This is a genomic window from Rhodococcus sp. KRD162, assembly GCF_017168335.1.
Classification (GTDB): domain Bacteria; phylum Actinomycetota; class Actinomycetes; order Mycobacteriales; family Mycobacteriaceae; genus Rhodococcoides.
Window position 1 is genome coordinate 65,275 of sequence record NZ_JABFAU010000013.1, and the last position, 22,927, is coordinate 88,201.

Genomic DNA, 22,927 nt, shown 5'->3' on the forward strand with positions numbered 1-22,927 from the left:
CGGTACCGAAAGGGCTCACTGCCTCCTGCCGAGGATGTACTGCGCGGTCAGGGCGACCGATCGGTCCGAGTCCTTCGACAATTCCTGCAGCGCCTGCACTGCTGCCGAACCCGGAATACTCGCCAGGGCTTGCGCCACGCGCAGTCTCACAGCCGAGTCGTCCGGCCCGTCCATCAGAGCGGCAACTGTCGCAGCGTCGGATCCCAGCTCACCGAGCGCGTCCGCGGCGTCCACATCGTTCGCGCCCTCGTGCACCATGGCGATCAGTGTCGGGATGGCGTCGGCGATCCCCCTGGCCGCGAGTTCGAGCGCGGCGACTCGGCTGAGCTGCATGTCGTCGTGGACCAGAGCCTCTCGCAGCACGTCGGTGGCATCGGGGTGAGCGATCTCGACGACGGTATCGACGGCGCGGCGTCGCACTTCGGGGTCCGGTGAGTGCAGGCCCTGCCGCAGCGGCGCGATCGCGTCGCCGCCCGACTGCGCGAGGGCCCACCGAAGTGCGCCTGCCACGTTGGTTGCGGGTTCGCGCAGTACCGCCTCGGCCAGCGCCTGCGCCGGTATGGGGCGATCACCGACCGACGCCAGCGCTGCCGACTGCCGTTTTCCCGCGCTCACCGAGTGCAGGTCGCTCAGCATCGAGACGGCGTCGAGTACGTCCTCCCAATCCTCGGGCCGGGAACCTGCGATGCGACGCAGCCGGGTGAGCAATTCGGTGTCTCGCGCAATGCGGTCTTCGGTTCGGGCGGCGAGTTCGTCGACGAGTTCCGACGCGGCGAAACTCGGGTCGTCGAGTGCGCGGCCGACGTCGTGCAGAGACAAGCCGAGCGATTTCAGCGATTCGACGTGGAACAGGCGTCGAACATCATCGGGAGAGTATTCGCGGTAGCCGGTGCCGCTGCGCGAGGTCGGTTGCACCAGGCCGAGCCGGTCGTAGTGCCGAAGCATGCGTGCACTGACCCCGGATCGCCGCGCCACCTCACCGATCAACATTCGACCATTTCACCTGCTCGTGCTCTCGACGCCAAGCGCGTCGACGCGTTTGGCCTCGTACAGTGCAGCCTCGAAGCCTGCGTCGGGATCGTGCAACAGCGTTTCGGTGGCCTGTGCGTGCGCACGAACGCGATCTTCCGGGCTCGACGCGGCCGCTCGGACAGTCGGCTCGATCACCGATCCGAGGGCGACCAGCGCTCGGCTCAGGCTGCGCTGAAGGTCCTGTTCGCCCCGTCCGAGCTGGGTGGCGAGCATCGCGGCCAACCGAGGTTCGCATCCGGTCGGAACCAGGACAACCGCGGCCCGCCACGCGCTTCGGGCCACCTCGTCGTCGGGGTCAGCAACCAGCGAGGCGGTGATGACCGGCCATGCCGCCCGGTCCTTGATCTTGGACAGCGTGTGCAGCGCCTGGCTGCGAGCCTGTGCCCCGCCGAAGCGCACCTCCTCGATCAGACGAGGAACGGTCGAGGACGCAGGAAGCCTGATCAACGCCCACGTCAGCATCTCCCGCACCTGAAAGTCCGGTTCCACGGCGCACCGCTGCAGCAACGCGTCGAGGTCTCGTGGGTCCGATGTCGTGCCGATGTCGAGCGCGGCCCGAAGCCGCACAGAGGGCACCTGGTGCCGAAGTAGTTCGCTCATGGACCCGAGCCAAGACCTTGCCACCGTGTGAAGGTCAAGTACGACTCAACACGTCGGCCAGTGTTCGGTTCATCGTGTTCAGCGCACGCACCGCACCCCGCAGCGGGCCCGGCGTCTCGGTGGAGGTCAGGAGCACATCCAATACCGTTGTCTCGGTGACCTTCTCCGGCCGGGTCACCTGCTCACCGGCCACGGCCGCCTCGACCTGGCGAACGGTCTCGTGTACCAGCGCACCCGCGTCACGCAGAGCCGAGGCCGTCTCGGCGGAGGGTGCGGTCTCCGTGTCGGCTCGGGAGGACAGCACTCCGGCGCGGGCGAGCGCGTGCGCGGATCGGCCACTGACGGTCAATACTCGCAACAGTCGCTTCGCGCCCCTCCTGCCCCGAGTGGTGGGTCCGAGAACGAGTGGCTTCCCCGCGGCGACCACCTCCTTCAACGCATTGTCGAGTGCACGGGTGGAGGCCACCAGGTCGGTCCGACTTCCCGGGGAGATGACCGCATCGATGCTGGCTTCGATCAACGAGTTCAGTTGTTCGAGATACGTATCGACTTTGTCCACCAGAGTTTTTCGAGTGCTTGTCGAGAAGATGAAGTAGGCCGAGGCGATGCCGACCACTCCGCCTACGATGGTCTCGGTGATGCGAAGTTCGAGCACCGCGATGCTGAACGTGCCCAGCAGACCGTAGAGCATCGCGAGCAGAATGGTCACGAAGAACGACAGCAGAGCGTAGGCCACCGTCACCAGGTAGAACGCGAAGAAGACGCAGACGACGATCAGCACCAGCTGCAGGGGTTGATTTCTGCCGACCAACGCGGCGATCACCACGCCTGCGAGGACACCCGCGATGGTGCCGAGGATGCGTTGGCCTGCGCGCGTGAGGATTTCACCCCGGGTCGACGCCCCGGTGAACACCAGGAACGCCGTCAACACGGCCCAGTACCAGCGGTCGGGTGAGACCAGTTCGCCGAGCACCGTCGCCGCACTGGTGGCGACGGCGACCTGGACGGCCGCCTTGGTACTGGGGTTCAGGCCGCTCTGCTCGTCCTGTGGCTCAGGTTCGGGCACGTCTGCTCGGGGGCCTGCGGCAACGGCGACCGCGTTGGTGGTGATGTGATGAATGGCGATGTGGGCCTGCACGGCTCGCTGCGCGGAGACCGTTGCGATCCCTGCCGGGGTGGACGGGTCGGCCCGCTCGGCAGCGGTGGCCGCCAACCGCCGAGCGGCCCGCAACTGTTCCGAGGACGGGGTGTTCTGCAGGACCGAACCGAGAGCTGTGGTCGCCTGCCCCAACCCGGTCGGCCATGCCTTGGCCGGATCGAGTGCCCACAGCGAACTCACCAACTGTTCGGTCGCGATCTGGGCGTCGAACACGCGAAGCGAGAGATCGGTGCTGGTGACGCTCAGCAGCCGGCCCGCATCGTGTCGATCGAGCCAGTCGTCGATCATCAGCGCCGTGTTGCCGAGGCGGTCGAGTCTGCGGCGCAGCAGGTTCAGATCGCGATCTTCCCCGGCCGACGCGGCCCCGAGTACCGACACCGACACCGCCCGCAGGGCGAACAGCAGCCGACGAACTTCCACGGTCGGCCGATCAGGAAAGAGGACTGCACGCACGAACAGGGCGATCGACAGCCCGCCGAGAATCGCGGCGACGAGGATCGGCAGCTGCCCCGGTGTCGCACGAAGGAACAGCGCGAAGAAATAGGAGATGAACGCGACCATTCCCAGAGCGGTACCGCGGGGACCGAATCTGCGCACCCATACCGCCGCGAACAGCACCGCGATGAATCCCACGTCGGCCACCTTGCCGAGGGTGGAGAGCAACGCCGCCAGCGTCACTGCCGCCGAGGCAGGCAGCGCCATCAACACCGTGGTGATCAACCTGGCGCGCTGGTCCCTGTCCTTCACCGCCGCAGAGGCCTGCATCGCAACGACCGTGCCGAGCATCGCGACCGTCACCGGCTGCCCGATGGCGCGCGTGGTCAGCAGCAGTACCACCATCGCCAGCAATACGGTCGACGTCGTCGCCGACGCACTTCGAAGCCGAACCTGCCCCGGGTCCGAGGCGTCGAGGAATCGGGCGAGGCGGTTCATTCCCCGATTCTGCGCTACGCGAGCGCACCTCGTGCTGCGCGGATTGCCGGTGCCGACGAATGCGGCAGCAACCGGTTCGAGTCCGAGGGCGTCAGTAGCTCGACCGTCGCCGACTCGTCCAGTCGGTACGGCTGGGTGGAGATGATGCCCGCGAGGTGTTTACGCAGCCGCGACATCTCGGCCCGCACCGTGATGGCGCGTCCGTCGTCGCCGAACAGATCGGCAGCCATCTGCGCGGCGGTACTGCCCTGACGCCGGGTGGCGAGCAGGTACATGATCTCGGCGTGCCGTGGCGTCGGCTCGTGGGTCCACTCCCCCACCTCGCTACGCACTTCGATGCGCGGCTTCTGCGAGTTTCTCAGGTCGATGCGAATTCTGGTCGAACCCACATCTGCGACGTCCGAATCCGGCGGGCCGGTGGGGCGGACGAGCCATCCACCGGGCAGCGGTTCGAAATCGCACACCCCGAGGGTGGGTAACCAGAAGCGCCCTCTCGCAAGGTCCTCGGGCAACAGGATGCGATTGCGCAGGGCCACGGACTCGACGGCCGCGACCCAGCCGTTGGCATCGACCGCCAGTGCCGGAGTCTGCAGCCGCGCGAGCATCGGTGCGGCCACCGAACGCAGCCGGTCCAGGGTGCTTCGATGGAGTTCGCGCAGCTGGGATTCGGCCAACCGGGCGACTGCGTCGACCAGGGCGATGGTGGTGGGGTGCACCGTTTTGGCCGGTCCGCTGACGTCGATGGCCCCGAGTACCTGGCCGGTTCGTGGGTCACGAATCGGTGCCCCGGCGCAGGTCCACGCATGATGGCTACGTACGTAGTGTTCGGCCGAGAAGATCTGCACCGCCCGCCGCGAGACCAGCGCTGTGCCGATGGCGTTGGTGCCCACCGAGTCCTCGGCCCAGTTCGCGCCTTCCACGAAGCCGAGGCCGTCGGCCCGGTCGAGTACGGCGGTCGATCCGCTGCGCCACAGCACCCGACCGTGTCGATCGGCGACGACGAGAATGTTGTCGCCGTCCTGCACCACCGATTCCAATCCGCGGGCCAGATCGTCCAGGATGTCGAACAGTCCCGATTCTCGGCGGCTGAGCTCGAGGTCGCAGGCGTCCATCTGTTTCTCGGCCGGATTGCCGAGCTCGGGGTCGATGCCCAACGTCTGCAGCCGCCGCCACGAGTCACCGATGACCTCGCGGGGACGTGCCGGGGACTTGCCGCCGTTCATGGTCGCGTCGTACACGGCCGTGAGAATCTGCGCGTAGCGGCGCGGGTCTTCACCGGCCGCCAGCGCAGGTTCGGGGCCTGTCGACTGCGTCATCACATTCAATTGTGCTCCAACTCACACAGTGATACGACAGGGGGTGGGATCGCAGCAGCTCAGCGATAGACCAGGCCACCGTCGATCAACGGTGCCTGACCAGTCATGTAGTCCGAGTCCGGTCCGGCGAGATACGAGACGAACGCCGCGACGTCCTCGGGTGTCTGCGCGCGCCCCAGCGCGATGCCACCGACGAACTTGTCGTACGTCTCACCCTCCGCAGCACCGGTCAGCTCCGCGAATCGTTTGTCGATCGAGACCCACATGTCGGTTCCGACCACACCTGGGCAGTACGCGTTGACGGTGATCGACTCGGCGGCGTACTCCTTGGCGGCGGCCTGGGTGAGCGCCCGGACGGCGAATTTCGTCGCGCTGTAGACACCCAGCATCGCGAACCCGTCGTGACCGGCGATCGATGAGGCGTTGATGATCTTGCCCTTGCGTCCGAGTGCCCTGAATTTCGCTGCGGCAGCTTGGATTCCCCACAGCACACCGTCGACGTTGACCGCCCATATCTTCTTCGTGTCCTCCGGACGAACATCGTCGATCGGGGCGACCTGCGCAATTCCCGCATTGTTGACGATGACGTCGAACCCGCCGAGGGCACTGTGCGCGTGGTCGACGGCCGCGAACACCTGATCGCGATCACTGACGTCGGCCACGAATGTCGTTGCCTTCGAGCCTGTTCGACGCACCTCGTCCGCCACGCCGGCGATCTTGTCCTCGTTCAGGTCGGCCAGGGCGATGTCGTGCCCGTCCGTAGCCAACCGCAACGCGATGGCACGCCCGATTCCCTGACCGGCACCGGTCACCAACACCGCGCCCATCACGCCACTCCGGTGGACGGGTCGACCAGGACTTTCATCTTCGTACCGGCGTGCAGAGCCTCGAACCCGTCGTCGATGACGCCGTCGAGCGTGATCTTGTCCACCCATCCGGTCGTGTCGTAGTGGCCCTTGCTCATCAGATCGATGACGGCTTCGTAGTCGGCCGAGGTGTAGCACAGCGATCCCTGGATTCGCGACTCGTTCATCACCAGCTTCTGCAGCGGTGTGGTCAAGGGCTTTTCGTAGATCGCGACGCTGACCAGTGGCTTGCGCGCGCCGATGCATCCGAGTGCGGCCTCGACGGCCGGTTGCACGCCTGCCGCGTCGTAGATGGCGTCGGCACCGTTGCCGTCGGTGAGATCGGCCATGTGGGCCGGGATGTCGATGGCCGTCGGATCCAGGGTCTTCGCGCCGAGAGCTTCGATCGATGCTCGACGCGTCGGTGACGGCTCGACGACGTAGACGTTGTCCAGTCCTTTGCCGCGCAGTGCGAACCACAGGCCGATGCCGATGGGGCCTGCTCCGAACACCATCGCGGTGTCCTCGGGCTTCGGATCTCCCAGCGTTGCTGCGTGATAGGCGACCGACATCGGTTCCACAAGAGCGCCGAGTTCGAGCGAGACGTTATCGGGCAAGGGGTGGATCATGTCGGTGGGGACCACGGTGTATTCGGCCATTCCGCCGTCGGACATCAGTCCGTGGAAGCCGATCTGTGCGCAGATGTTGTAGTTGCCGGCGCGGCACGGCCCGCAGTGCCCACAGCGGTAGATCGGTTCGATGGCGACCCGGTCACCCACTTCGATGCCGGTGACGCCTTTCCCGAGTTCGGTGATCGTCCCCGAGAACTCGTGGCCCAGCACAAGCGGCATCTCCTGCTCGGTCAGCGGATGCGGCGAGGTGGGGATGAAGATGGGGCCGGCGTAGTACTCGTGCAGGTCGGTTCCGCAGATTCCGTTGAACCCGATTTTGACCTTGACCTGCCCTTCACCCGGATTCGGCTCGGGTACGTCGGTGATCTCCACCTTGTTGGGGCCGTAGTACACAGCTGCGCGCATCGGTTTTCACTCCTGACTGATTGGATGCGTACAGGTTTATGTGACCCGGAGCACAACCGCCAGGGTTGCAGCGCGTTGCACTGCGTCGGCACATGTGCAACCTCCCGCAACCCTGACGGCCTGGTGTGATTCAGCTCATAGTGACGGCGTCACCTTCGCCCACACCGAAACGAGCACCCATGACCGCAACCGCAGACCGCCCCTTGAAGAATCCGAACGTCACTACGCCTCAAGGCAACTGGATCGTATTCGGCCTTGCGAACCTCGTAGCCGTGGTGGTCGTCTCACTTGCCACCTGGTACCTACTGGCAGATCCCACCACCAGCCCGTGGAACTTCTATCCGCTGCCGTTCAACGCTGCGCTCTTCTGGGCGATCCTGTTCATCGTGTTCATCGGATTCGATTGCGAATTCGCCGGATTCGATTCGCTGAAGCAACCGATGCGCGGGATCGCCATCCTGGCCTCGACGGCCGTCTTCGCCGTCGCCGTCACCTGGATACTCGGCAGCGGCATCGGGGCGCTGTATCCAGATTTTTCCGGCTCCCGAGACGGTGGACTCGGATACTTCGCCGGGGCCCTGTTCGTGCTGTTCGGATTCGGCACCTGGGTGATGGTCGTCCTGAACTGGCAGCACTGGCCGTGGTCGATCCTGCCGATGAAGCAACCGCTGATCGGTCTGTGCGAGATCGCCTTCGTCGCCGTACCGACGCTGGCGCTGTATTTCGTGTTCGGGCTGCCGTCGGTCTCACTGTCGGCCACCGACCCACTGATGTCCGTGGACACTGCGCTCGGCTGGTTCTACTCGATCGTGGTCTCGGTGATCCTCACCGGCCAGACTCTCGACAACTGGCCGTGGAAGTTGGCAGGCGGGGGCGGCCGGACGGCTCTGGCCGCGACTGTCGGCAACGCCGCTGTCGGAACCGCCATCTACTTCGCGATGGTCCCGTTGGCGAGGCTGCTCGTCGGCTCCGACGCCAGCGCCGAACTCGGTAGCGCGATCGGTCAGTTCCCCGCTCAGATCGGCGTCTGCTGGGCTTTCTGGATGATTTTCTGGGCCAACGGTTTCGGCAATCGCTTCCCCGCACCGGCACGCGCGCTCGTGACCTTCGCGCTGGCCATCGGCACGTTCCTCGCGTACTACTTCCTCGTCGCGGAGCACGTCCTGCACGAGCCCGTCGTCGCCGCCGGCATCTCCGGCAACGCGCTGGGCTTCATCGATTGGTTGGTGCTGTGGACGCTCGTCTACGTCGTCGGCTTTCAGTCGCTCGGACTGAGGAAACTTGCACCGGCCTGACCCGCTGCAACCCACTGCAACTCTCGACCCCATCACACAATCGGAGTGTGCTGGGTCACACAACGCGCACACTTTCGTCACGAGGAGTTTTCATGACCCAGACCATCGAGCCTGCCTCGATCACTCGCACGCACACCCCACAGGAACGTGTCGACGCCTGGTTGGCGAAATTCGAGGAAGCGCTGGTCGCCCGCGATATTTCCCGCGTTGCCTGCATGTTCGCCGTCAGCAGCTTCTGGCGCGACCTGGTCACGTTCACGTGGAACATCAAAACCGTCGAGGGCCGCGAAGGCGTCGCCGACATGCTCGCCGAACGACTCGACGACACCGATCCGACGGGCTTTCACACCACCGAGACCCCCGACGAGTCGGACGGCGTCATCTCGGCATGGATCGAGTTCGAAACCGCGACCAGCCGGGGCAGGGGGCATCTGCGCCTGACCGTCGACGCCGATACCGGCGACGATATCGCGTGGACGCTGCTGACCACTATGCAGGAGCTCAAGGGGTACGAGGAGCGTCAGGGCAGGTCGCGTATCAAGGGCGCGGTGCACGGCTCGAACGCCGATACCCAGAACTGGGCGGAGAAGAAGGAGATCGAGGAGAAGGAACTCGGCTACAGCGTGCAGCCGTACGCTCTCGTCGTCGGCGGCGGTCAGGGCGGCATCGCTCTCGGCGCTCGGTTCCGCCAGCTGGGTGTGCCGGCGATCGTCGTTGACCGTGCCGAACGTCCCGGCGACCAGTGGCGCGGACGCTACAAGTCGCTGTGCCTGCACGACCCGGTCTGGTACGACCACCTTCCGTATCTGCCGTTCCCGCCGAACTGGCCGGTGTTCGCGCCGAAGGACAAGATCGGCGACTGGCTCGAGATGTACACCAAGGTGATGGAAGTTCCGTACTGGTCCAAGACCACCGCGAAATCCGCCACCTACGACGAGACGGCGAAGGAGTGGACCGTCGTCGTCGACCGGGACGGCGAGGAAGTGATCCTGCGGCCCAAGCAGTTGGTGATGGCCACCGGTATGTCGGGCAAGAAGAACGTTCCGAATTTCCCCGGCATGGACGAATTCGAGGGTGAGCAGCACCATTCCAGCGAACATCCCGGTCCCGACGCCTATGTCGGCAAGCGCGTCGTGGTGGTCGGTTCCAACAACTCCGCGCACGACATCTGCAAGGCGCTCTACGAGACGGGCGTCGATGTGACGATGCTGCAGCGCTCCTCGACGCATATCGTCAAGTCCGATTCGCTGTGCGAGATCGCGCTCGGTGACCTGTACTCCGAGCGGGCCGTCGAATCCGGGATGACGACGAACAAGGCCGATCTGACGTTCGCTTCGCTGCCCTACCGGATCATGCACGAGTTCCAGATTCCGGTGTATCAGCAGATCGCGGAGCAGGACAAGGACTTCTACGATCGGCTGGAGAAGGCCGGCTTCCAACTCGACTTCGGCGACGACGGCTCCGGGCTGTTCATGAAGTACCTGCGTCGCGGCTCGGGCTACTACATCGATGTCGGCGCATCCGAACTGGTTGCGGACGGCAAGATCAAACTCGTTGCCGGGCAGGTGGATCGCATCAGCAAGACCGGTGTCGTGCTGGAGGACGGCACCGAACTGCCTGCCGATCTCATCGTCTACGCCACCGGCTACGGCTCGATGAACGGCTGGGTCGCCGATCTGATCGATCAGGAGACCGCGGACAAGGTCGGCAAGTGCTGGGGCCTCGGCTCGGACACCACCAAGGATCCCGGCCCCTGGGAGGGCGAGCAGCGCAATATGTGGAAGCCAACGCAGCAGGAGAACTTCTGGTTCCACGGCGGCAATCTGCACCAGTCACGGCACTATTCGCTGTATCTCGCGCTGCAGATCAAAGCGCGCTACGAGGGCATCGACACTCCGGTGTACGGGCTGCAGGAAGTGCATCACCTTCGGTGACGCAGGTGCACGGAAGTTCGTGGTCTGCTACGAACTTCCGTGCACCTGGTTGGCGGCTTTTTCGTCCGTCACCGGGCTATCGTGCGGTTGTACCTGGAACTGCTGCCCTTCCTGTCGATTTCGTCTCGAATCGGTGGCGGTCTCGTCGTGCTGGTCCTGTCCTTGCTCGGCCCAGTGGTGCTTTAGTCGGGGCCGGAGGGCTGGGGTGCGCCCCTCTCAGCGCACCCCGTCCCACACCGCGCGGGTTGCCGGTCTCGGATCGAGGGCGACGCCGGGTTGGTTGCCGAACATCATCACCGCGCGCTCCGTCCCGTACCGTTCCCAGCCGGGAGAGCCGTCACGCACGAATTCGACCCAGGCGCGGTGCATCTGGTCGGCCACCTGTTGCGGTGGGTTCGGGCCCGTGATGCGCTCGGTCTCGGGCTTGTGCAGCATGTCGAACACGAACGGGATCTCCAGCGCATGGCAGGCTCCGAGAGCGCCATCGAACAGCGAAGAGCGCCAAGTGAATTCGTAGACATAGGCGTTGCCCGAGCGGGCTTCGACCAGACGTGTGGCCGGGATGCGGAAGAACCAGTCGGTCATGACGGCTATCATCAGCTCGCCCGCCGAGGCATCGGGAAACTGCTCGCGGTACCGGTCCAGCACCGACGGATCGGCCCGGTACCCGGCCAGGATCGCCTTCACGTAGTCCTCGGTGATGTGCGGCATCAGACCCGCCGGAACGATGAAGAACGCATGCTCCTCACTGGTGGTTCCGATCAGCACATCCACCTGTGCGCTCGCGCCCTCGCTGATACGCGAATACGGCAGTTCTGCAACGACATCGCCGTCGATACAGGGCTCGAACGCCATCATGTTCACGGCAACCTCCCCCCATGCTCCGGTCGGAGCCTCCGCCGCGATGCGATCGGACAGATCGCGTTGCGCGTCGACCAGGGTGTCCACCGGCACCGAGCCCAGGCCTTCGACCGTCGCCTCGACGCCGAGCGAGGACGCCAATGCCGCGGAGACCTTTCCAGCGGTCTCGGCGGTGATGACGTGGTGCCCGGCACCGCTCTGCAGAATCGCTCGTCGGAAGAGCCCCTCCGCTCGCGGCATAGACATCAGAGTCCCGACGCTCATCGCCCCGGCCGACTCCCCCGCTATGGTGACGCGAGCAGGGTCGCCGCCGTAGGCCGCGATGTGGTCACGCACCCACTCCAGAGCCGCGACTTGATCGAGTATCCCCCGGTTCGCCGGGGCACCGTCGATCAGCGCGAAACCGTCGACTCCCAGTCGGTAGTTGACGACCACGGCCACCACGCCGTCTCGGGCGAAGGCGGTGCCGTCGTAGGTGGGGATGGCGTTGCTGCCGTTGACGAATGCGCCGCCGTGGATCCAGACGAACACCGGTGCCGACCCGGCGACATCAGGGGTGAAGACGTTGACGTTCAGACAGTCTTCACCGGGCACCACGGGCTCGCTGAGGATCTCACTGGTCGGCGGCCGGTAGCCGACCTTGGGGACGGTGGCCCCGAGTTCGAGGGCGTCGCGCTCACCGTCCCAGGTCGGCGGAGGCGAGGGGGCTTGAAATCGACGGGGCCCGAACGGGGCCTCGGCGTACGGCACGCCGAGAAACGCAGTGACCCCTGCGTCGGTCCGACCGCGCACCCGGCCTTGAGGAGTATCGACGGTGATCGTGTCCATATCTCATTTCTACTCTGCTCGGATCGGACCGGCGCCCTCAGGCGATCAGACCAGTCGCGCTTCCGGCGAACCGGTCTTGCCCGGGTCGCGCTCGACCGAATCACCGAGGGCATCGTCGATCTTGGCGAGCACGTCGGCTTCGAGGGTCACCTCGGAAGCCTTGATGTTCTCGGCGATCTGCTCGGGGCGGGAGGCCCCGACCAGTGCGGCGGCGATGTTGTCGTTGGCGAGGACCCATGCAACGGCCAACTGCGCCATGGTGATTCCCAGATCGTCGGCGATGGGCTTCAGTTGCTGCACGCGGGTGAGCGTCGTGTCGTCGAGGTAGCGCGCGATCATCTTGTCGCCGCCCTTGTCGTCCTTGGCCCGCGAGCCGTCGGGCAAGGGTTGACCGGGGAGGTACTTCCCGGTGAGCACGCCCTGGGCAATGGGCGACCAGACGATCTGTGAGATGCCCAGGTCCTTGGACGTCGGAATCACCTGGTCCTCGATGACGCGCCACAGCGCCGAGTACTGCGGCTGGTTCGAGATGATGGAGAAGCCGTCCTGACGGGCCAGTTCCTGCCCGCGACGCAGTTGATCGGCCGTCCATTCCGACACTCCGATGTACAGGGCTTTGCCCTGACGGACCACGTCACCGAATGCGGCAATGGTCTCTTCGAGCGGAGTCTCGACGTCGTAGCGGTGCGCCTGGTAGAGGTCGACGTAGTCGGTGCCGAGCCGACGCAGCGAGGCGTCGATACCTTCGAGGATGTGCTTGCGGGAGAGTCCGGTGTCGTTCGGGCCCTTGGGTCCGACGGGGAAGTAGACCTTGGTGAAGATCTCGAGCGATTCTCGACGCTCTCCCTTCAATGCGTCGCCGAGGACGCACTCGGCTGCCCCGTTGGCGTAGACATCCGCGGTGTCGAACGTGGTGATGCCTGCATCGAGGGCCGCACGCACACATTCGGTGGCGATGTCGTTCTCCACCTGCGATCCGTGCGTGAGCCAGTTTCCGTACGTGATCTCCGAAATTTTCAGTCCGCTGTTTCCCAGGTATCTGTAGGCCATGAAAAAAACGGTACTCCCATCACCGTCCGGTGCACCGCTGCGTCTCCTCGTCGATCACGCATCGCGACGCCATGTGCCGATTCGTCGAAACGGGTTGCCACCGGGCCCGATCTGCGGCGGGTCGGAGCGCGTCCTACCCGTCGTCCGCCGTCACAGTGGGCGTCGACGCCGGTGGAGCGCTTCGATCCCGATCCCTGCAATGACCACTGCTGCGAACGCCACGCCGGTCGAGATCCACAGATCGACACCCGGCGAGAACGCGCTGGTATCGATCGAGGTCAGAGGGGTGTACGCGGTCCAGCCGTAGGTGAGCACCATCGGCACTGTGATCGCCACCGGCACAGTGAGACCGATGGTCGACGACGAGGGCTCGGCAGGAGTGCACGAGAGGTAGAGGTACACCGCGGCCGCTGGAAAGGCGACCAGGCCTGCCACGTAGTTCACATTGTCCAGCGGCGGACGATCGAACAAGGCCGTCGCGCAGACGAGTGCCAGCACCGAACAGCCTGCCACCGGATGCTTCCAGCGCAGGGCGAGCGCGGCACCGGCCGCAACCGACGCAGCCGTGGCAACAATCACACCTGACACCCAGATCGGACTGGCCGAGACATCGACGGCGACCGCGGGAACGGTGGAGGAGGCGGCGAGCACAGCGAGGCCGGCGAGCACCATCGTTCCGCCGAGACCGGGCAGTAGCGCCGCTGCAGCAACACATATCGGGATCGCGAGCACACCCAGGTAGAAGTGCCCGGCGAGGTCGGATCCTCCGTCGTACAGCTGCTGCAGGAACAGCCAGTGAATCAGCAGTCCGCATCCTGAAATCAGTACGGCGGCCAGGACAATTCGGCCCACATGAACGCCCGGTACCGCGTGACTCGAGTGGCCTGTCCCCGTCTCGGCCCCGGTGTCCGCGGTCGCACGTCCCAGTGCCACGGCCAGTGCGATGGCCGTCAGCAGCGCCAGCACGGGAATCACGATCGGTGTGGTGCGCTCCGATTCGAGGAGATAGTCCTGATAGCGGCGTGGGGTGTCGCTTTCGAGCGCCACGACGGCACCCGCGGTCAACAGTCCGGCGAGGAAGGACGCGATCAGAGCACGCTGCAGCCCAACACTTTTCGACTCGCTGCTGCGTGAGTGGCGAGCCACCGCTGCACTACCGCCCAGCAAGACACCCCCGGAGATCACCGCGATGTACTCGAAGACGCCGGCGGGCACGAGCACAGCTGACATCCCTCCGGCCACGACTGCGGCGATCGAGACGGCTGCGAGTGCCGTTCTCCCTCGCACGAACAATGCAAGCAAGGTCGCGGCGATCACTGCGATCGCAAGTACCCCACCGCCGCTGGAGAGCAGCAGCCCACCGATCGACCCGCCGCCGGCGAGGTCGATACCGCTCGATTGTGCAAGTAGCAGACCGGACACGAAGCCCGAGAGCAGAACCGCGAGCGCAATCATGACCGAATTATGCACTGCCGGTGCGAAAGTTTCGCGATGCCTCCAGAATCTTCGCCAAGGTCGCTGCAAATGAACGCAATTCGCTCTCGCCCACCGACGTCCCCACGGCATCGGACCATGCGTATTGCGCGTCCCGCAGGGAGGCGACGGTCTCGCGCCCCTTCGGTGTGGGTTCGAGGAGCTTGGATCGCTTGTGATGTGGGTTGTCGACGTAGACCGCCCAGCCCTTGTCGACCAACAGATTTGCGGTGCGTTGCACACTCTGCCTGGCCAGACCCAGCCCGACGCGTCGCGCAATATCGGCGACGGACAGGGGCTCGTCGAGGGTAGCTCCCAGTACCTGCCACCATGCCGGTGTCAGACCCGTCGGCTCGGTGATGTCATGCGCCGCTGCGAGGAATTCGCCGTTGAGCTCGAAGACAGGCAACACCAGAGCGGTCAGCGCATCACCTTCCGGAGTGCGTTGTTTCATTGGCCCGACAGTTGGTCGTAGTACTTTTGTTCCCCTGTCGTGTAGAGGCCGTGCCAGGCGTCGATGACCGGTTGCGGAAACACGTTCAGCCGCTCGAACACCAGTTTGGCGAATTCGATCGGCGCCGTGGCACCAGCGGTGATGACGGTGCCATCGGATACCGCTTTCTCCGCTCGGTAGTGCTGCGCGCCGCGGTAACTCGCTGCCTGCGTGAGGAACTCGGCCGCATTCGAGGTGTGCGGCCGATCATCGAGCAGGCCGACTCGAGCGAGTCCGTAGGTGGCTCCGCAGATTGCCGCAACCGCAGTTCCTGCCGCGATGGCATCCGCGGCCAGACCGAGGACCGCGTCGTGGCCGGTATTCCATGTCTGCGCGCCCGGCAGAATCAACGCATCGACGGCGGGAAGATCGGCCAGTGCGCAGTCGGGTGTGATTCGCAGACCGCCCATCGTCGTGACGGCCGAACCCGCTTCCGACACAACGATCAATCGGTTCGCATCCGGGACTTGCTCGCGGGCCATCGCGAGTCCGGCAATGAGATATCCATACTCCCAGTCGGCCATGGTGTCGGTGGCGTACAGCGCAACAGTGGTCATCGCACAAACCTCACTTCAATTGACAGGATGCTGTCAATCATCACTCTTGTGACAGCAAGCTGTCAATAGACGGCAGCACGCGCGTCGCTCGAGCACGCGGATCCACCTCGTCCAGATAGATGCGGCACGCCGCGTGATATCGCTCGTCGAAAGCCCTACCTGCCGCCTCGACGCCGCCGAGCGCGTCCGCATCCCTGACCATGCCGCGGGCGCGCGCGATATCCATGGGAGTGTCGACGAAGACGGAGTAGTCCCAGTAATCAGGCAGCGGCGGGCGATGCAGGAAGGTTCCGTCCACGACGACCACCGTATCTGCGGGCAACATTTCCGGGGCGTCCTCCACCGGCCGATCAGTGGCCAGATCGATGATCCGGCGGCGAATGACACGACTTCCGTTGGGCCCCAGCGGAATCAGCAGGTTCGTCAGCAGCGCATCGAAGTCGTACGCGTCTCGATAGTAGCCGAGCGCCGAGGTCCGACCCTGCCGATATCGATGGACGCGCCGGTGATGAAAGCCATCCATGGTCACATGCGTCACCGAACGACCCTGCGCTTCAACGGCACTCGCCAGCCAACGCGCACAACTCGTCTTCCCCGACGCCGTCACTCCGTCGATCGCGACCCGCAGCGGATGCCCCGGATTTCGAGAGAGAAGATCCTCCACCATGTCTTCGCCCGCACCCATGGGCAGAAGAATAAGCCATCGACTGTACTCAACCAAGTGGTTGACCATGGCCGGAGCGAGGCTTACGCTCACCTCTACCGAAACAAGCGAGGAACCCATGGACGAGGCAACCGAGCAGCTCAACAGGACATTCGCGGCCCTGGCCGACCCCACCCGCCGCGACATCGTTGCCAGACTCGCCGGCGCGGACGCGAACGTCAGCGAACTTGCAGAGCCGTACGACATGAGCCTTCAAGCCGTATCCAAGCACGTCAAGGTACTCGAGGAGGCCGGTCTGGTCACCCGCAGCAGAGACGCCCAACGCCGTCCGGTGCACCTGGACGCGGAGGTGTTCGGACTGATGGCCAAGTGGATCGAACGCTATCGCCAGGAAGCAGAACAACGCTATCGCCGCCTCGACGCCCTACTCGAGAGCATCGCAGACACCGAGACCCCACACACGAAGGAAGTGTCATGACCGCGCACGAAACCACGATCATTGCCGACGAGAGCGTGCCCACCATCGAGATCATTCGAGAATTCGACGCTGCACCGGAGCAGGTATTTCGGGCACACGTCGATGCAGAGCTGTATCGGCAGTGGGTAGGGCCGCGGTCGTTGACCACACGAATCCTCAAGTGGGAGGCACAGACCGGAGGATCGTGGGCATTCGCCAACGACCGGGACGGCGAGGAGATCGCCTCGTTCTACGGTAGCTTCCACGAGGTTCGAGCGAACAAGAGAATCGTATGGACTTTCACCTACGAAGGCCAACCGGATTCCGTTGCACTCGAAACACTCTCGTTCACCGGACGCGACGGCGGGGGTACCCGATTGAGGGTGTTGAGTGTGGTCTCCGATTTCGCCACCCGCGACGCCATGCTCTCGAGTGGTATGGACATCGGAGTCCGCGAGGGCTACGAGAAACTCGACGCACTGTTCACCGGGCCAGCTGGGCAGCATGCGCGCGACGCCGCCACGTTCACCGCGTTGGTCGAGTCCGCCACCTCCGACGACTGGTTGCGGCCGAGCCCGGTACCCGGCTGGGCCGCACGGGATGTCGTCGCGCACCTCGTCGAATGGTCCCGGGGCTTTCTCTCCGGTGGGGCGGGAATCGAATTCGAGACTCTCGACGTCGATGCAGACCCCGCCGCCGCATGGAAACAACACGTCTGCGACATCCAAGCGATCCTCGATCGCCCCGACGGCCGAGTACTGAGCAATCCGCATACGGGCGATATGCCCGTCGAACTCGCTATCGACAGGTTCTACACCGCGGATATCTGGATGCACTCCTGGGACTTGGCCAAAGCTCTCGGCCGCACAGTCGATCTGGGCCGGGACCGTTGCACGGCGGCCCTCGAGGCGATGGCACCGATGGAGCAGATGCTGCGAGAGAGCGGGCAGTACGGGCCCGCCGTCCCCGTGTCCGACGACGCCTCCGCACAGGAGAGGTTCGTGGCCTTCATCGGACGAGACCCGGCGTGGTCACCACAGAGCTGACCCCGGCTCGATCCACCTGTTCGCGCCTAGCCGGCCACCGCCTCGAGCTGCGGCCGTATCGTGTTCAGCGAGAACTCGACCGATGCTTTCGACGGCAGATTGATCCCGACGACCGTTGCATAGTCCACGACAGCCAGTCCCCCGCCGGTGGCCGCCGGCAGCATCGTGAACCCGGGCAGCTTCTCCAGATCCTCGCGGGTGCCGCCGTTGGGCAGCATCACCACGAGGTCGGCCGTCAGCACGTCCAGACGCTCGGGACTGAGCACGATACGGCCGTGGGAGATATCGGGTGAATTCACCAGATTCTCGGGCACGCTCAGACCGATACTGCCGAAGACCTGCGCTGCACCATCTTTCGGGTCCGCGACAACTGCCAACTTCTGTGTGCTGAAGACGAACTGCGAGAGCACCGCGGTCTTACCGCGAAGACCCGGGTAGTCCTGCGCGATGCCATCGGTGACCGCATGCCCCTCGTCGATGATCCGCTGCGCATCGTCCTCGCGGTCCAAGACGAGGCCGAGGGTCTCGATCTGAGATTCCCAGGTCTCGACCTTCTCCGCCTTCGGGAAGACCGTCGGTGCGATGTCGCCGAGTTGTCGATAGGGATCGATCGACGCTATCCCCGACACCAGGATCAGGTCGGGCTGCAATGCTGCGATCTCCTCGGTCGGAACGATCCCACCCGCCTGGTCGACGGCGGCGGCGTCGAGTGCGACGGAGTCATCCGATACCTCGGTCTGCCAGGGGTAGAGACCGCGCTCGTTTCCATTCGATCCGGCCGAGACGTATCCGACCGGTTGGACGTCGAATTCGAGCAGCGCGTCGACCCACTGCTGACCGAACGCGACGATCCGGGTTGGCGTGCCGGTCACTTCGACCGGTCCGGCGATGGTGTCGACGGTGACAGTTCGGGAATCGGAGACCGCGTCGGCAGCGGTCCCGCTACTGCACGCGACCAGCGCCACCGCTGCCGTCAGGCCGAAAAAACACCCAAGAAATGTCCGTTTCATCCGCAATAAGTTAGCACAGGCTCACCTTTATTGGTGGCCTGTGTTCACCGATACTTGCCCAACTCCATATGCGCGATGGAGCGCTTGTGAACCTCGTCGGGTCCGTCGGCCAGGCGGAGCGTCCGAACGTGTGCGTACATCATCGCGAGCGGGAAGTCGTTGCTGACACCGCCGCCGCCGTGCACCTGGATGGCGCGGTCGATGATCGTGAGCGCCATGGCCGGTGCGGCAACCTTGATCGATGCGATCTCGATGCGGGCCTGCTTGTTTCCGACGGTGTCCATCAGATACGCAGCCTTGAGGGTCAGCAGGCGGGTCATCTCGATGTCGATTCGCGCCTCGGCGATCCAGTCCTGGATGTTGGCGTTCTCACTGACCGGTTTGCCGAACGTCACTCGCTGAGTGGCCCTGGTGCACAACAGCTCCAGTGCACGTTCGGCGACTCCGATGGTGCGCATCGCGTGATGGATTCGGCCCGGCCCCAGTCGTGCCTGGCTGATGGCGAAACCCTCGCCCTCGCCTTTGAGAATGTCCTTCGAGGGCACCCGCACGTCTTCGAAGAGGATCTCGGCGTGGCCCTCTCTGTCCACGTAACCGAACACCGGCAAGTTGCGTACGACGGTCACTCCGGGGGCATCGATAGGCACGACGAGCATCGACTGTTGGCGGTGAGTCGCAGCCTCGGGGTCGGTCTTGCCCATGACGATGAGAACCTTGCAGTTCTTGTGCATCGCATTGGAGGCAAACCACTTTCGCCCGTTGAGAATGAAGTCGTCGCCGTCGCGGTCCATCTTCATTGCGATGTTGGTGGCATCGGAACTGGCCACGGCCGGTTCGGTCATCGCGAAGGCACTGCGAATGGTGCCGTCCAGCAAAGGCTTCAGGTACTTTTCTTTGTGCTCGTCGGTGCCGAACAGTGTGAACACTTCCATGTTCCCGGTGTCCGGCGCGTTGCAGTTGCAGGCCTCTGGGGCGAGCAGGCTGCGGCCCATGATCTCGGCGAGCGGTGCGTACTCGAGGTTGGTCAAACCTGGGCCCCACTCGGGGTGGGGGTGGAAGAGGTTCCACAGTCCCCGTGACCGCGCTTCCTTCTTCAGTTCCTCGAGGATGGGAGGATGAAAGTGCGGATCTCCTGATTCGAGCATCTGCTGCTCGTAGACCGCTTCGGCCGGGTAGATGTGAGAGTCCATGAACTCCAACAGATCCGACTCGTACTTCTTTGCGCGCTCGCTGGTCTCGAAAAATGTCACGACTTCAGTTCCCCTGTCGGTTGTCGAACAAGCTGTCCTGGTAGCGACGCATGCCGCGTAACCACCGGTCGTAATCGGCACCCTTGTTGCGGTACATGTCCAGCACGTTCTCGTGCGGCAAAATCAGAAACTGCTCGCGGTCCATCGCATCGAGCACCACATCGGCGACGTCGAGGGGCTCGAGCACGGCACCGGCACTGAGCACCGCAGCAGTTGCGGCTGCTCCCAATGCATCTCCGGATTCACGACCCTCGTAGAGCAGTTTGGTGTTGACACCCATCGGGCACAAGCAGCTGACGCGAATGCCCCGGTTGCCGTAGGTGACGTTGAGCCACTCGGCGAATCCGACGGCGGCATGCTTGGTCGTCGCATAGGTCGCAGAACCGATCTGGGTGAGCAGTCCTGCTGCCGAGGCGGTGCTGACGAAGTAGCCCTCACCGCGTTCGAGCCACCCCGGAACCAACAGCTGCGCGGCGCGGATGTGCGCGCGGACGTTGACGTCGAACGACAGGTCCCAGTCCTTCTCCGAGGCATCGAGCCCGGGTGCGCCACTGATGCCGGCGTTGGCGAAGTAGAGATCGACGGGGCCGAACGAATCCTCGGCCAGCGCAATCAGGCGCTCGATATCCTCGATGCTCGACGCATCGGCTGCGGCCGCGACGGCCGTGTTCGGCCGGTTGCGTTCGATGGCGTCGACCACCGATGCAGCGGTGTTCTCGTCCAGGTCGGACACGACGACGCGAGCGCCGTTCTCGGAGAGGCGGGCGGCGATGGCCCCGCCGATTCCGCCTCCACCTCCGGTGACGATGGCGACTCTGCCTTCAACCTTCATGCCCAAGGTATAGTTGAAGTCAGATTCAAGTTCAACCCTCCATGCATATCACTGCTGCTCAGAGGGCTTGCGTCAGGCTCGCGGACGCGTCGGATCCGTGATCCACCCGGACCAAGAGCCCGGATACAACGCAGCATCGATACCGGCGAGTTCGAGCGCGAGGATCTGATGTGCGGCGGTCACACCGGACCCGCAGTAGACGGCGACGTCTTTCCCCTCCGGCACCAGTCCACCAAATGTGCCATTGAGTACTTCGGGGGACAGAAAACGTCCATCCGAATCGACGTTCTCGGTGGTCGGCCGATTGACCGCACCAGGGATGTGTCCTGCCACCGGGTCCACCGGCTCGACTTCTCCACGGAATCGTTCGGGAGCGCGCGCATCGAGCAGGATGTTCTCTCGTGCGAAGTCGAGCACATCGTCGACATCGAGGACTCGGGCAAGGGGCGACCGGGCTGTGAACGATCCGGCGGCAACGATCGACGGCTCCGTTCCGGTGGCGTATCCCTCGGCGACCCACCGAGCCAATCCACCGTCGAGCACGCGCACGTCGGGGTGACCGTGATAGCGCAGCAGCCACCATGCGCGGGCTGCGGCGGTGGCTGGACCTCCGTCGTAGACCACGACCGGGGAGTCGTTGTTCACCCCGGCACCTCGCATCGCGGCAACGAACGTCTCCACGTCGGGCAGCGGGTGGCGGCCACGATGATCGGGCGGCGCTGCCAGATCGGCGTCGAGGTCGATGAACTGCGCGGTCGGAATATGACCTGCCTCGTACCCTGATCTGTCGCTGCCGGTCTGCAGCGTGAACCGGATATCGAGGACGACCGGGGCCCGTCCCATCTCGAAGAGATCGTGCAGTTCGGTGGCGGAGATCAGCGGCGAGGGGTTCATAAGGCTCCGACGCTAACAGCCCTGCAGTGGGAATAGCTCGGTGTCGTGCCAGGTTTGCGCAGGCATGACCGAAACTGCATCCACAACACAGCATCTGTCCACTGCCGGGCTGTTCGAGCCGTTCGAGGTCAAGTCGCTGAGGCTGCGAAACCGCTTCGCGATGGCGCCGATGACGCGGGCATTCTCACCGGACGGCATTCCCGGCCCGGATGTCGCCGAGTACTACCGCAAGCGCGCCGCAGGCGGCACCGGCCTGATCATCACCGAGGGCACATACATTCCCGATCCGGCGGCCGGGCCTCACACCCGCGTTCCACGGATCTACGGCGACGAGAGCCTCACCGGATGGAGGTCCGTGGTCGACGCGGTGCACGCCGAGGGCGGAGCGATCATCCCGCAACTGTGGCACCTCGGCGTCGAGCGCGGCACCGAACCACGTTTGTTCCCCGACGTCACCACCGTCAGCCCGTCCGGTATCGCACTCGACGGATCCTCGGTCGGTCGAGCCTTCACCGACGACGATCTCGACGAACTGACCTCACAGTGGGTGCAGGCCGCGGTCAACGCGCGAGACACCGGATTCGACGGACTCGAGCTGCACGGTGCGCACGGGTACCTTCTGGATGAGTTCCTCTGGGCTACAACAAATGTGCGCAATGACGAGTTCGGCGGCTCACTCGAAGCACGGACCCGATTTCCCGCGCAGGTCATTGCCGCGATTCGCGCGGCTGTCGGCGAGGACTTCGCGATCGTCTACCGATTCTCGCAATGGAAGAGCAATCATTTCGACGCCCGGATCGCGCAGAACCCCGAAGAACTGGGACGGGTACTCACTCCCCTCGTCGACGCCGGAGTGGATGTACTGCATGCCTCGACTCGTCGCCACTGGGATCCCGCATTCCCCGAACTCGCCGGACGGGACGGCGAGCTCGGTCTGGCAGGTTGGACCCGCAAGCTCACCGGAGTACCGACGATCACCGTCGGATCGGTCGGTCTCGATTCGGTGTTCACATCTGCCTGGTCGGAGGACGCCGCATCTGGTGTGACCGAATTGGATGCGCTGGTACGTCAATTCGAGGACCAGGAGTTCGATCTCGTGGCTGTCGGGCGTGCGTTGCTGGCAGATCCGGAGTGGGTGAACAAGGTCGGCGACGGCCGCGTCGACGAGCGCATCGAATTCACCCGCGATCACATTCAGCAGCTGGTCTGATCGAGGTTGGTTGGTGAGTCGAGTCCGCATGGCAGCACCTTCTAGAACGCATGGCAGCACGTTCTAGAACGGTGGTGTCGTTGTGTCGTCTGTGTCGGACTGTTCGTTGTCGGGTGGGTGGGGGTAGGCGATGATGCCGGATCGTCGGGGT

The 22,927-nt window shown here is 64.6% G+C and carries 21 protein-coding genes; 5 read left to right on the forward strand and 16 right to left on the reverse strand.

Annotated elements, in window-relative coordinates:
- Nucleotides 1-15 precede the first annotated feature (15 nt).
- From J1M87_RS17420 to J1M87_RS17445, 6 genes are read right to left on the reverse strand one after another with little or no spacing between them, the layout of a single operon-like run.
- Nucleotides 16-990, reverse strand: a complete 975-nt coding sequence (locus J1M87_RS17420; protein ID WP_206490767.1) for a HEAT repeat domain-containing protein — start codon at nt 988-990, stop codon at nt 16-18.
- 9 nt (nt 991-999) lie between these two features.
- Nucleotides 1,000-1,632, reverse strand: coding sequence for a HEAT repeat domain-containing protein (locus tag J1M87_RS17425; protein ID WP_206490768.1), 633 nt, complete (start codon nt 1,630-1,632; stop codon nt 1,000-1,002).
- Between the two features lie 34 nt (nt 1,633-1,666).
- On the reverse strand, nt 1,667-3,724 hold the full coding sequence (locus tag J1M87_RS17430) for an FUSC family protein (protein WP_206490769.1): 2,058 nt from the start codon (nt 3,722-3,724) through the stop codon (nt 1,667-1,669).
- Nucleotides 3,725-3,738: 14 nt separating this feature from the next.
- Nucleotides 3,739-5,040, reverse strand: a complete 1,302-nt coding sequence (locus J1M87_RS17435; protein WP_206490770.1) for a GAF domain-containing protein — start codon at nt 5,038-5,040, stop codon at nt 3,739-3,741.
- Nucleotides 5,041-5,099: 59 nt separating this feature from the next.
- The gene (locus tag J1M87_RS17440) at nt 5,100-5,867 is read right to left on the reverse strand and encodes an acetoin reductase (protein WP_206490771.1); all 768 of its coding nucleotides are present in this window, start codon (nt 5,865-5,867) and stop codon (nt 5,100-5,102) included.
- Nucleotides 5,867-6,922, reverse strand: a complete 1,056-nt coding sequence (locus J1M87_RS17445; RefSeq protein WP_206490772.1) for a 2,3-butanediol dehydrogenase — start codon at nt 6,920-6,922, stop codon at nt 5,867-5,869. Before J1M87_RS17445 ends, J1M87_RS17440 begins: the two co-directional genes overlap by 1 nt.
- Before the next feature lie 179 nt (nt 6,923-7,101).
- Between J1M87_RS17445 and J1M87_RS17450 the strand changes: the two genes are divergently transcribed.
- Both J1M87_RS17450 and J1M87_RS17455 read left to right on the forward strand, forming a co-directional pair.
- On the forward strand, nt 7,102-8,217 hold the full coding sequence (locus tag J1M87_RS17450; protein ID WP_206490773.1) for a hypothetical protein: 1,116 nt from the start codon (nt 7,102-7,104) through the stop codon (nt 8,215-8,217).
- Nucleotides 8,218-8,309: 92 nt separating this feature from the next.
- The gene (locus J1M87_RS17455; RefSeq protein ID WP_206490774.1) at nt 8,310-10,151 is read left to right on the forward strand and encodes an NAD(P)/FAD-dependent oxidoreductase; all 1,842 of its coding nucleotides are present in this window, start codon (nt 8,310-8,312) and stop codon (nt 10,149-10,151) included.
- Between the two features lie 216 nt (nt 10,152-10,367).
- Here the strand turns inward: J1M87_RS17455 and J1M87_RS17460 are convergent, their stop codons facing one another.
- The 6 genes from J1M87_RS17460 to J1M87_RS17485 all read right to left on the reverse strand — a co-directional run bounded on the left by J1M87_RS17460 (nt 10,368) and on the right by J1M87_RS17485 (nt 16,146).
- A complete protein-coding gene (locus J1M87_RS17460; protein WP_206490775.1) occupies nt 10,368-11,840 on the reverse strand; it encodes a carboxylesterase/lipase family protein in 1,473 nt (490 codons plus the stop codon).
- Between the two features lie 45 nt (nt 11,841-11,885).
- Entirely contained in the window at nt 11,886-12,890 is a 1,005-nt protein-coding gene (locus J1M87_RS17465; RefSeq protein WP_206490776.1) for an aldo/keto reductase family protein, read from the reverse strand.
- A gap of 150 nt (nt 12,891-13,040) precedes the next feature.
- On the reverse strand, nt 13,041-14,345 hold the full coding sequence (locus J1M87_RS17470; protein ID WP_206490777.1) for a hypothetical protein: 1,305 nt from the start codon (nt 14,343-14,345) through the stop codon (nt 13,041-13,043).
- A 7-nt stretch (nt 14,346-14,352) separates the two neighbouring features.
- Nucleotides 14,353-14,817 carry a MarR family winged helix-turn-helix transcriptional regulator gene (locus tag J1M87_RS17475; RefSeq protein WP_206490778.1) on the reverse strand — a complete coding sequence of 155 codons (465 nt, stop codon included), beginning with the start codon at nt 14,815-14,817 and terminating at the stop codon, nt 14,353-14,355.
- Nucleotides 14,814-15,413 (reverse strand): DJ-1/PfpI family protein, encoded by a 600-nt coding sequence (locus J1M87_RS17480; protein ID WP_206490779.1) that lies wholly within the window; start codon nt 15,411-15,413, stop codon nt 14,814-14,816. The genes J1M87_RS17475 and J1M87_RS17480 overlap by 4 nt, the downstream gene beginning before the upstream one ends.
- 40 nt (nt 15,414-15,453) lie before the next feature.
- Entirely contained in the window at nt 15,454-16,146 is a 693-nt protein-coding gene (locus J1M87_RS17485; RefSeq protein ID WP_206490780.1) for a hypothetical protein, read from the reverse strand.
- Between the two features lie 49 nt (nt 16,147-16,195).
- Between J1M87_RS17485 and J1M87_RS17490 the strand changes: the two genes are divergently transcribed.
- On the forward strand, nt 16,196-16,555 hold the full coding sequence (locus J1M87_RS17490; protein WP_206490781.1) for a helix-turn-helix transcriptional regulator: 360 nt from the start codon (nt 16,196-16,198) through the stop codon (nt 16,553-16,555).
- The gene (locus tag J1M87_RS28715) at nt 16,552-17,580 is read left to right on the forward strand and encodes a TIGR03086 family metal-binding protein (protein WP_241257115.1); all 1,029 of its coding nucleotides are present in this window, start codon (nt 16,552-16,554) and stop codon (nt 17,578-17,580) included. The genes J1M87_RS17490 and J1M87_RS28715 overlap by 4 nt, the downstream gene beginning before the upstream one ends.
- 26 nt (nt 17,581-17,606) lie before the next feature.
- Here the strand turns inward: J1M87_RS28715 and J1M87_RS17500 are convergent, their stop codons facing one another.
- The 4 genes from J1M87_RS17500 to J1M87_RS17515 all read right to left on the reverse strand — a co-directional run bounded on the left by J1M87_RS17500 (nt 17,607) and on the right by J1M87_RS17515 (nt 21,566).
- Nucleotides 17,607-18,590, reverse strand: coding sequence for an ABC transporter substrate-binding protein (locus J1M87_RS17500; RefSeq protein WP_206490782.1), 984 nt, complete (start codon nt 18,588-18,590; stop codon nt 17,607-17,609).
- Between the two features lie 44 nt (nt 18,591-18,634).
- Entirely contained in the window at nt 18,635-19,780 is a 1,146-nt protein-coding gene (locus J1M87_RS17505; RefSeq protein WP_241257171.1) for an acyl-CoA dehydrogenase family protein, read from the reverse strand.
- 64 nt (nt 19,781-19,844) lie between these two features.
- Nucleotides 19,845-20,672 (reverse strand): SDR family oxidoreductase, encoded by an 828-nt coding sequence (locus J1M87_RS17510; RefSeq protein ID WP_206490784.1) that lies wholly within the window; start codon nt 20,670-20,672, stop codon nt 19,845-19,847.
- 72 nt (nt 20,673-20,744) lie between these two features.
- Entirely contained in the window at nt 20,745-21,566 is an 822-nt protein-coding gene (locus tag J1M87_RS17515) for a sulfurtransferase (RefSeq protein WP_206490785.1), read from the reverse strand.
- Between the two features lie 64 nt (nt 21,567-21,630).
- Between J1M87_RS17515 and J1M87_RS17520 the strand changes: the two genes are divergently transcribed.
- The gene (locus J1M87_RS17520; RefSeq protein ID WP_206490786.1) at nt 21,631-22,776 is read left to right on the forward strand and encodes an NADH:flavin oxidoreductase; all 1,146 of its coding nucleotides are present in this window, start codon (nt 21,631-21,633) and stop codon (nt 22,774-22,776) included.
- The last annotated feature ends 151 nt before the right edge of the window (nt 22,777-22,927 follow it).

Coding starts and splice junctions, on each gene's coding strand:
- J1M87_RS17460 (WP_206490775.1), bottom strand. CDS start 11,840: ATGGACACGATCACCGTCGATACTCCTCAAGGCCGGGTGCGCGGTCGG.
- J1M87_RS17420 (WP_206490767.1), bottom strand. CDS start 990: ATGTTGATCGGTGAGGTGGCGCGGCGATCCGGGGTCAGTGCACGCATG.
- J1M87_RS17430 (WP_206490769.1), bottom strand. CDS start 3,724: ATGAACCGCCTCGCCCGATTCCTCGACGCCTCGGACCCGGGGCAGGTT.
- J1M87_RS17470 (WP_206490777.1), bottom strand. CDS start 14,345: ATGATTGCGCTCGCGGTTCTGCTCTCGGGCTTCGTGTCCGGTCTGCTA.
- J1M87_RS17450 (WP_206490773.1), top strand. CDS start 7,102: ATGACCGCAACCGCAGACCGCCCCTTGAAGAATCCGAACGTCACTACG.
- J1M87_RS17485 (WP_206490780.1), bottom strand. CDS start 16,146: ATGGTCAACCACTTGGTTGAGTACAGTCGATGGCTTATTCTTCTGCCC.
- J1M87_RS17465 (WP_206490776.1), bottom strand. CDS start 12,890: ATGGCCTACAGATACCTGGGAAACAGCGGACTGAAAATTTCGGAGATC.
- J1M87_RS17480 (WP_206490779.1), bottom strand. CDS start 15,413: ATGACCACTGTTGCGCTGTACGCCACCGACACCATGGCCGACTGGGAG.
- J1M87_RS17510 (WP_206490784.1), bottom strand. CDS start 20,672: ATGAAGGTTGAAGGCAGAGTCGCCATCGTCACCGGAGGTGGAGGCGGA.
- J1M87_RS17500 (WP_206490782.1), bottom strand. CDS start 18,590: ATGAAACGGACATTTCTTGGGTGTTTTTTCGGCCTGACGGCAGCGGTG.
- J1M87_RS17515 (WP_206490785.1), bottom strand. CDS start 21,566: ATGAACCCCTCGCCGCTGATCTCCGCCACCGAACTGCACGATCTCTTC.
- J1M87_RS17455 (WP_206490774.1), top strand. CDS start 8,310: ATGACCCAGACCATCGAGCCTGCCTCGATCACTCGCACGCACACCCCA.
- J1M87_RS17475 (WP_206490778.1), bottom strand. CDS start 14,817: ATGAAACAACGCACTCCGGAAGGTGATGCGCTGACCGCTCTGGTGTTG.
- J1M87_RS17490 (WP_206490781.1), top strand. CDS start 16,196: ATGGACGAGGCAACCGAGCAGCTCAACAGGACATTCGCGGCCCTGGCC.
- J1M87_RS17440 (WP_206490771.1), bottom strand. CDS start 5,867: ATGGGCGCGGTGTTGGTGACCGGTGCCGGTCAGGGAATCGGGCGTGCC.
- J1M87_RS17445 (WP_206490772.1), bottom strand. CDS start 6,922: ATGCGCGCAGCTGTGTACTACGGCCCCAACAAGGTGGAGATCACCGAC.
- J1M87_RS17505 (WP_241257171.1), bottom strand. CDS start 19,780: ATGGACTCTCACATCTACCCGGCCGAAGCGGTCTACGAGCAGCAGATG.
- J1M87_RS17520 (WP_206490786.1), top strand. CDS start 21,631: ATGACCGAAACTGCATCCACAACACAGCATCTGTCCACTGCCGGGCTG.
- J1M87_RS28715 (WP_241257115.1), top strand. CDS start 16,552: ATGACCGCGCACGAAACCACGATCATTGCCGACGAGAGCGTGCCCACC.
- J1M87_RS17435 (WP_206490770.1), bottom strand. CDS start 5,040: ATGACGCAGTCGACAGGCCCCGAACCTGCGCTGGCGGCCGGTGAAGAC.
- J1M87_RS17425 (WP_206490768.1), bottom strand. CDS start 1,632: ATGAGCGAACTACTTCGGCACCAGGTGCCCTCTGTGCGGCTTCGGGCC.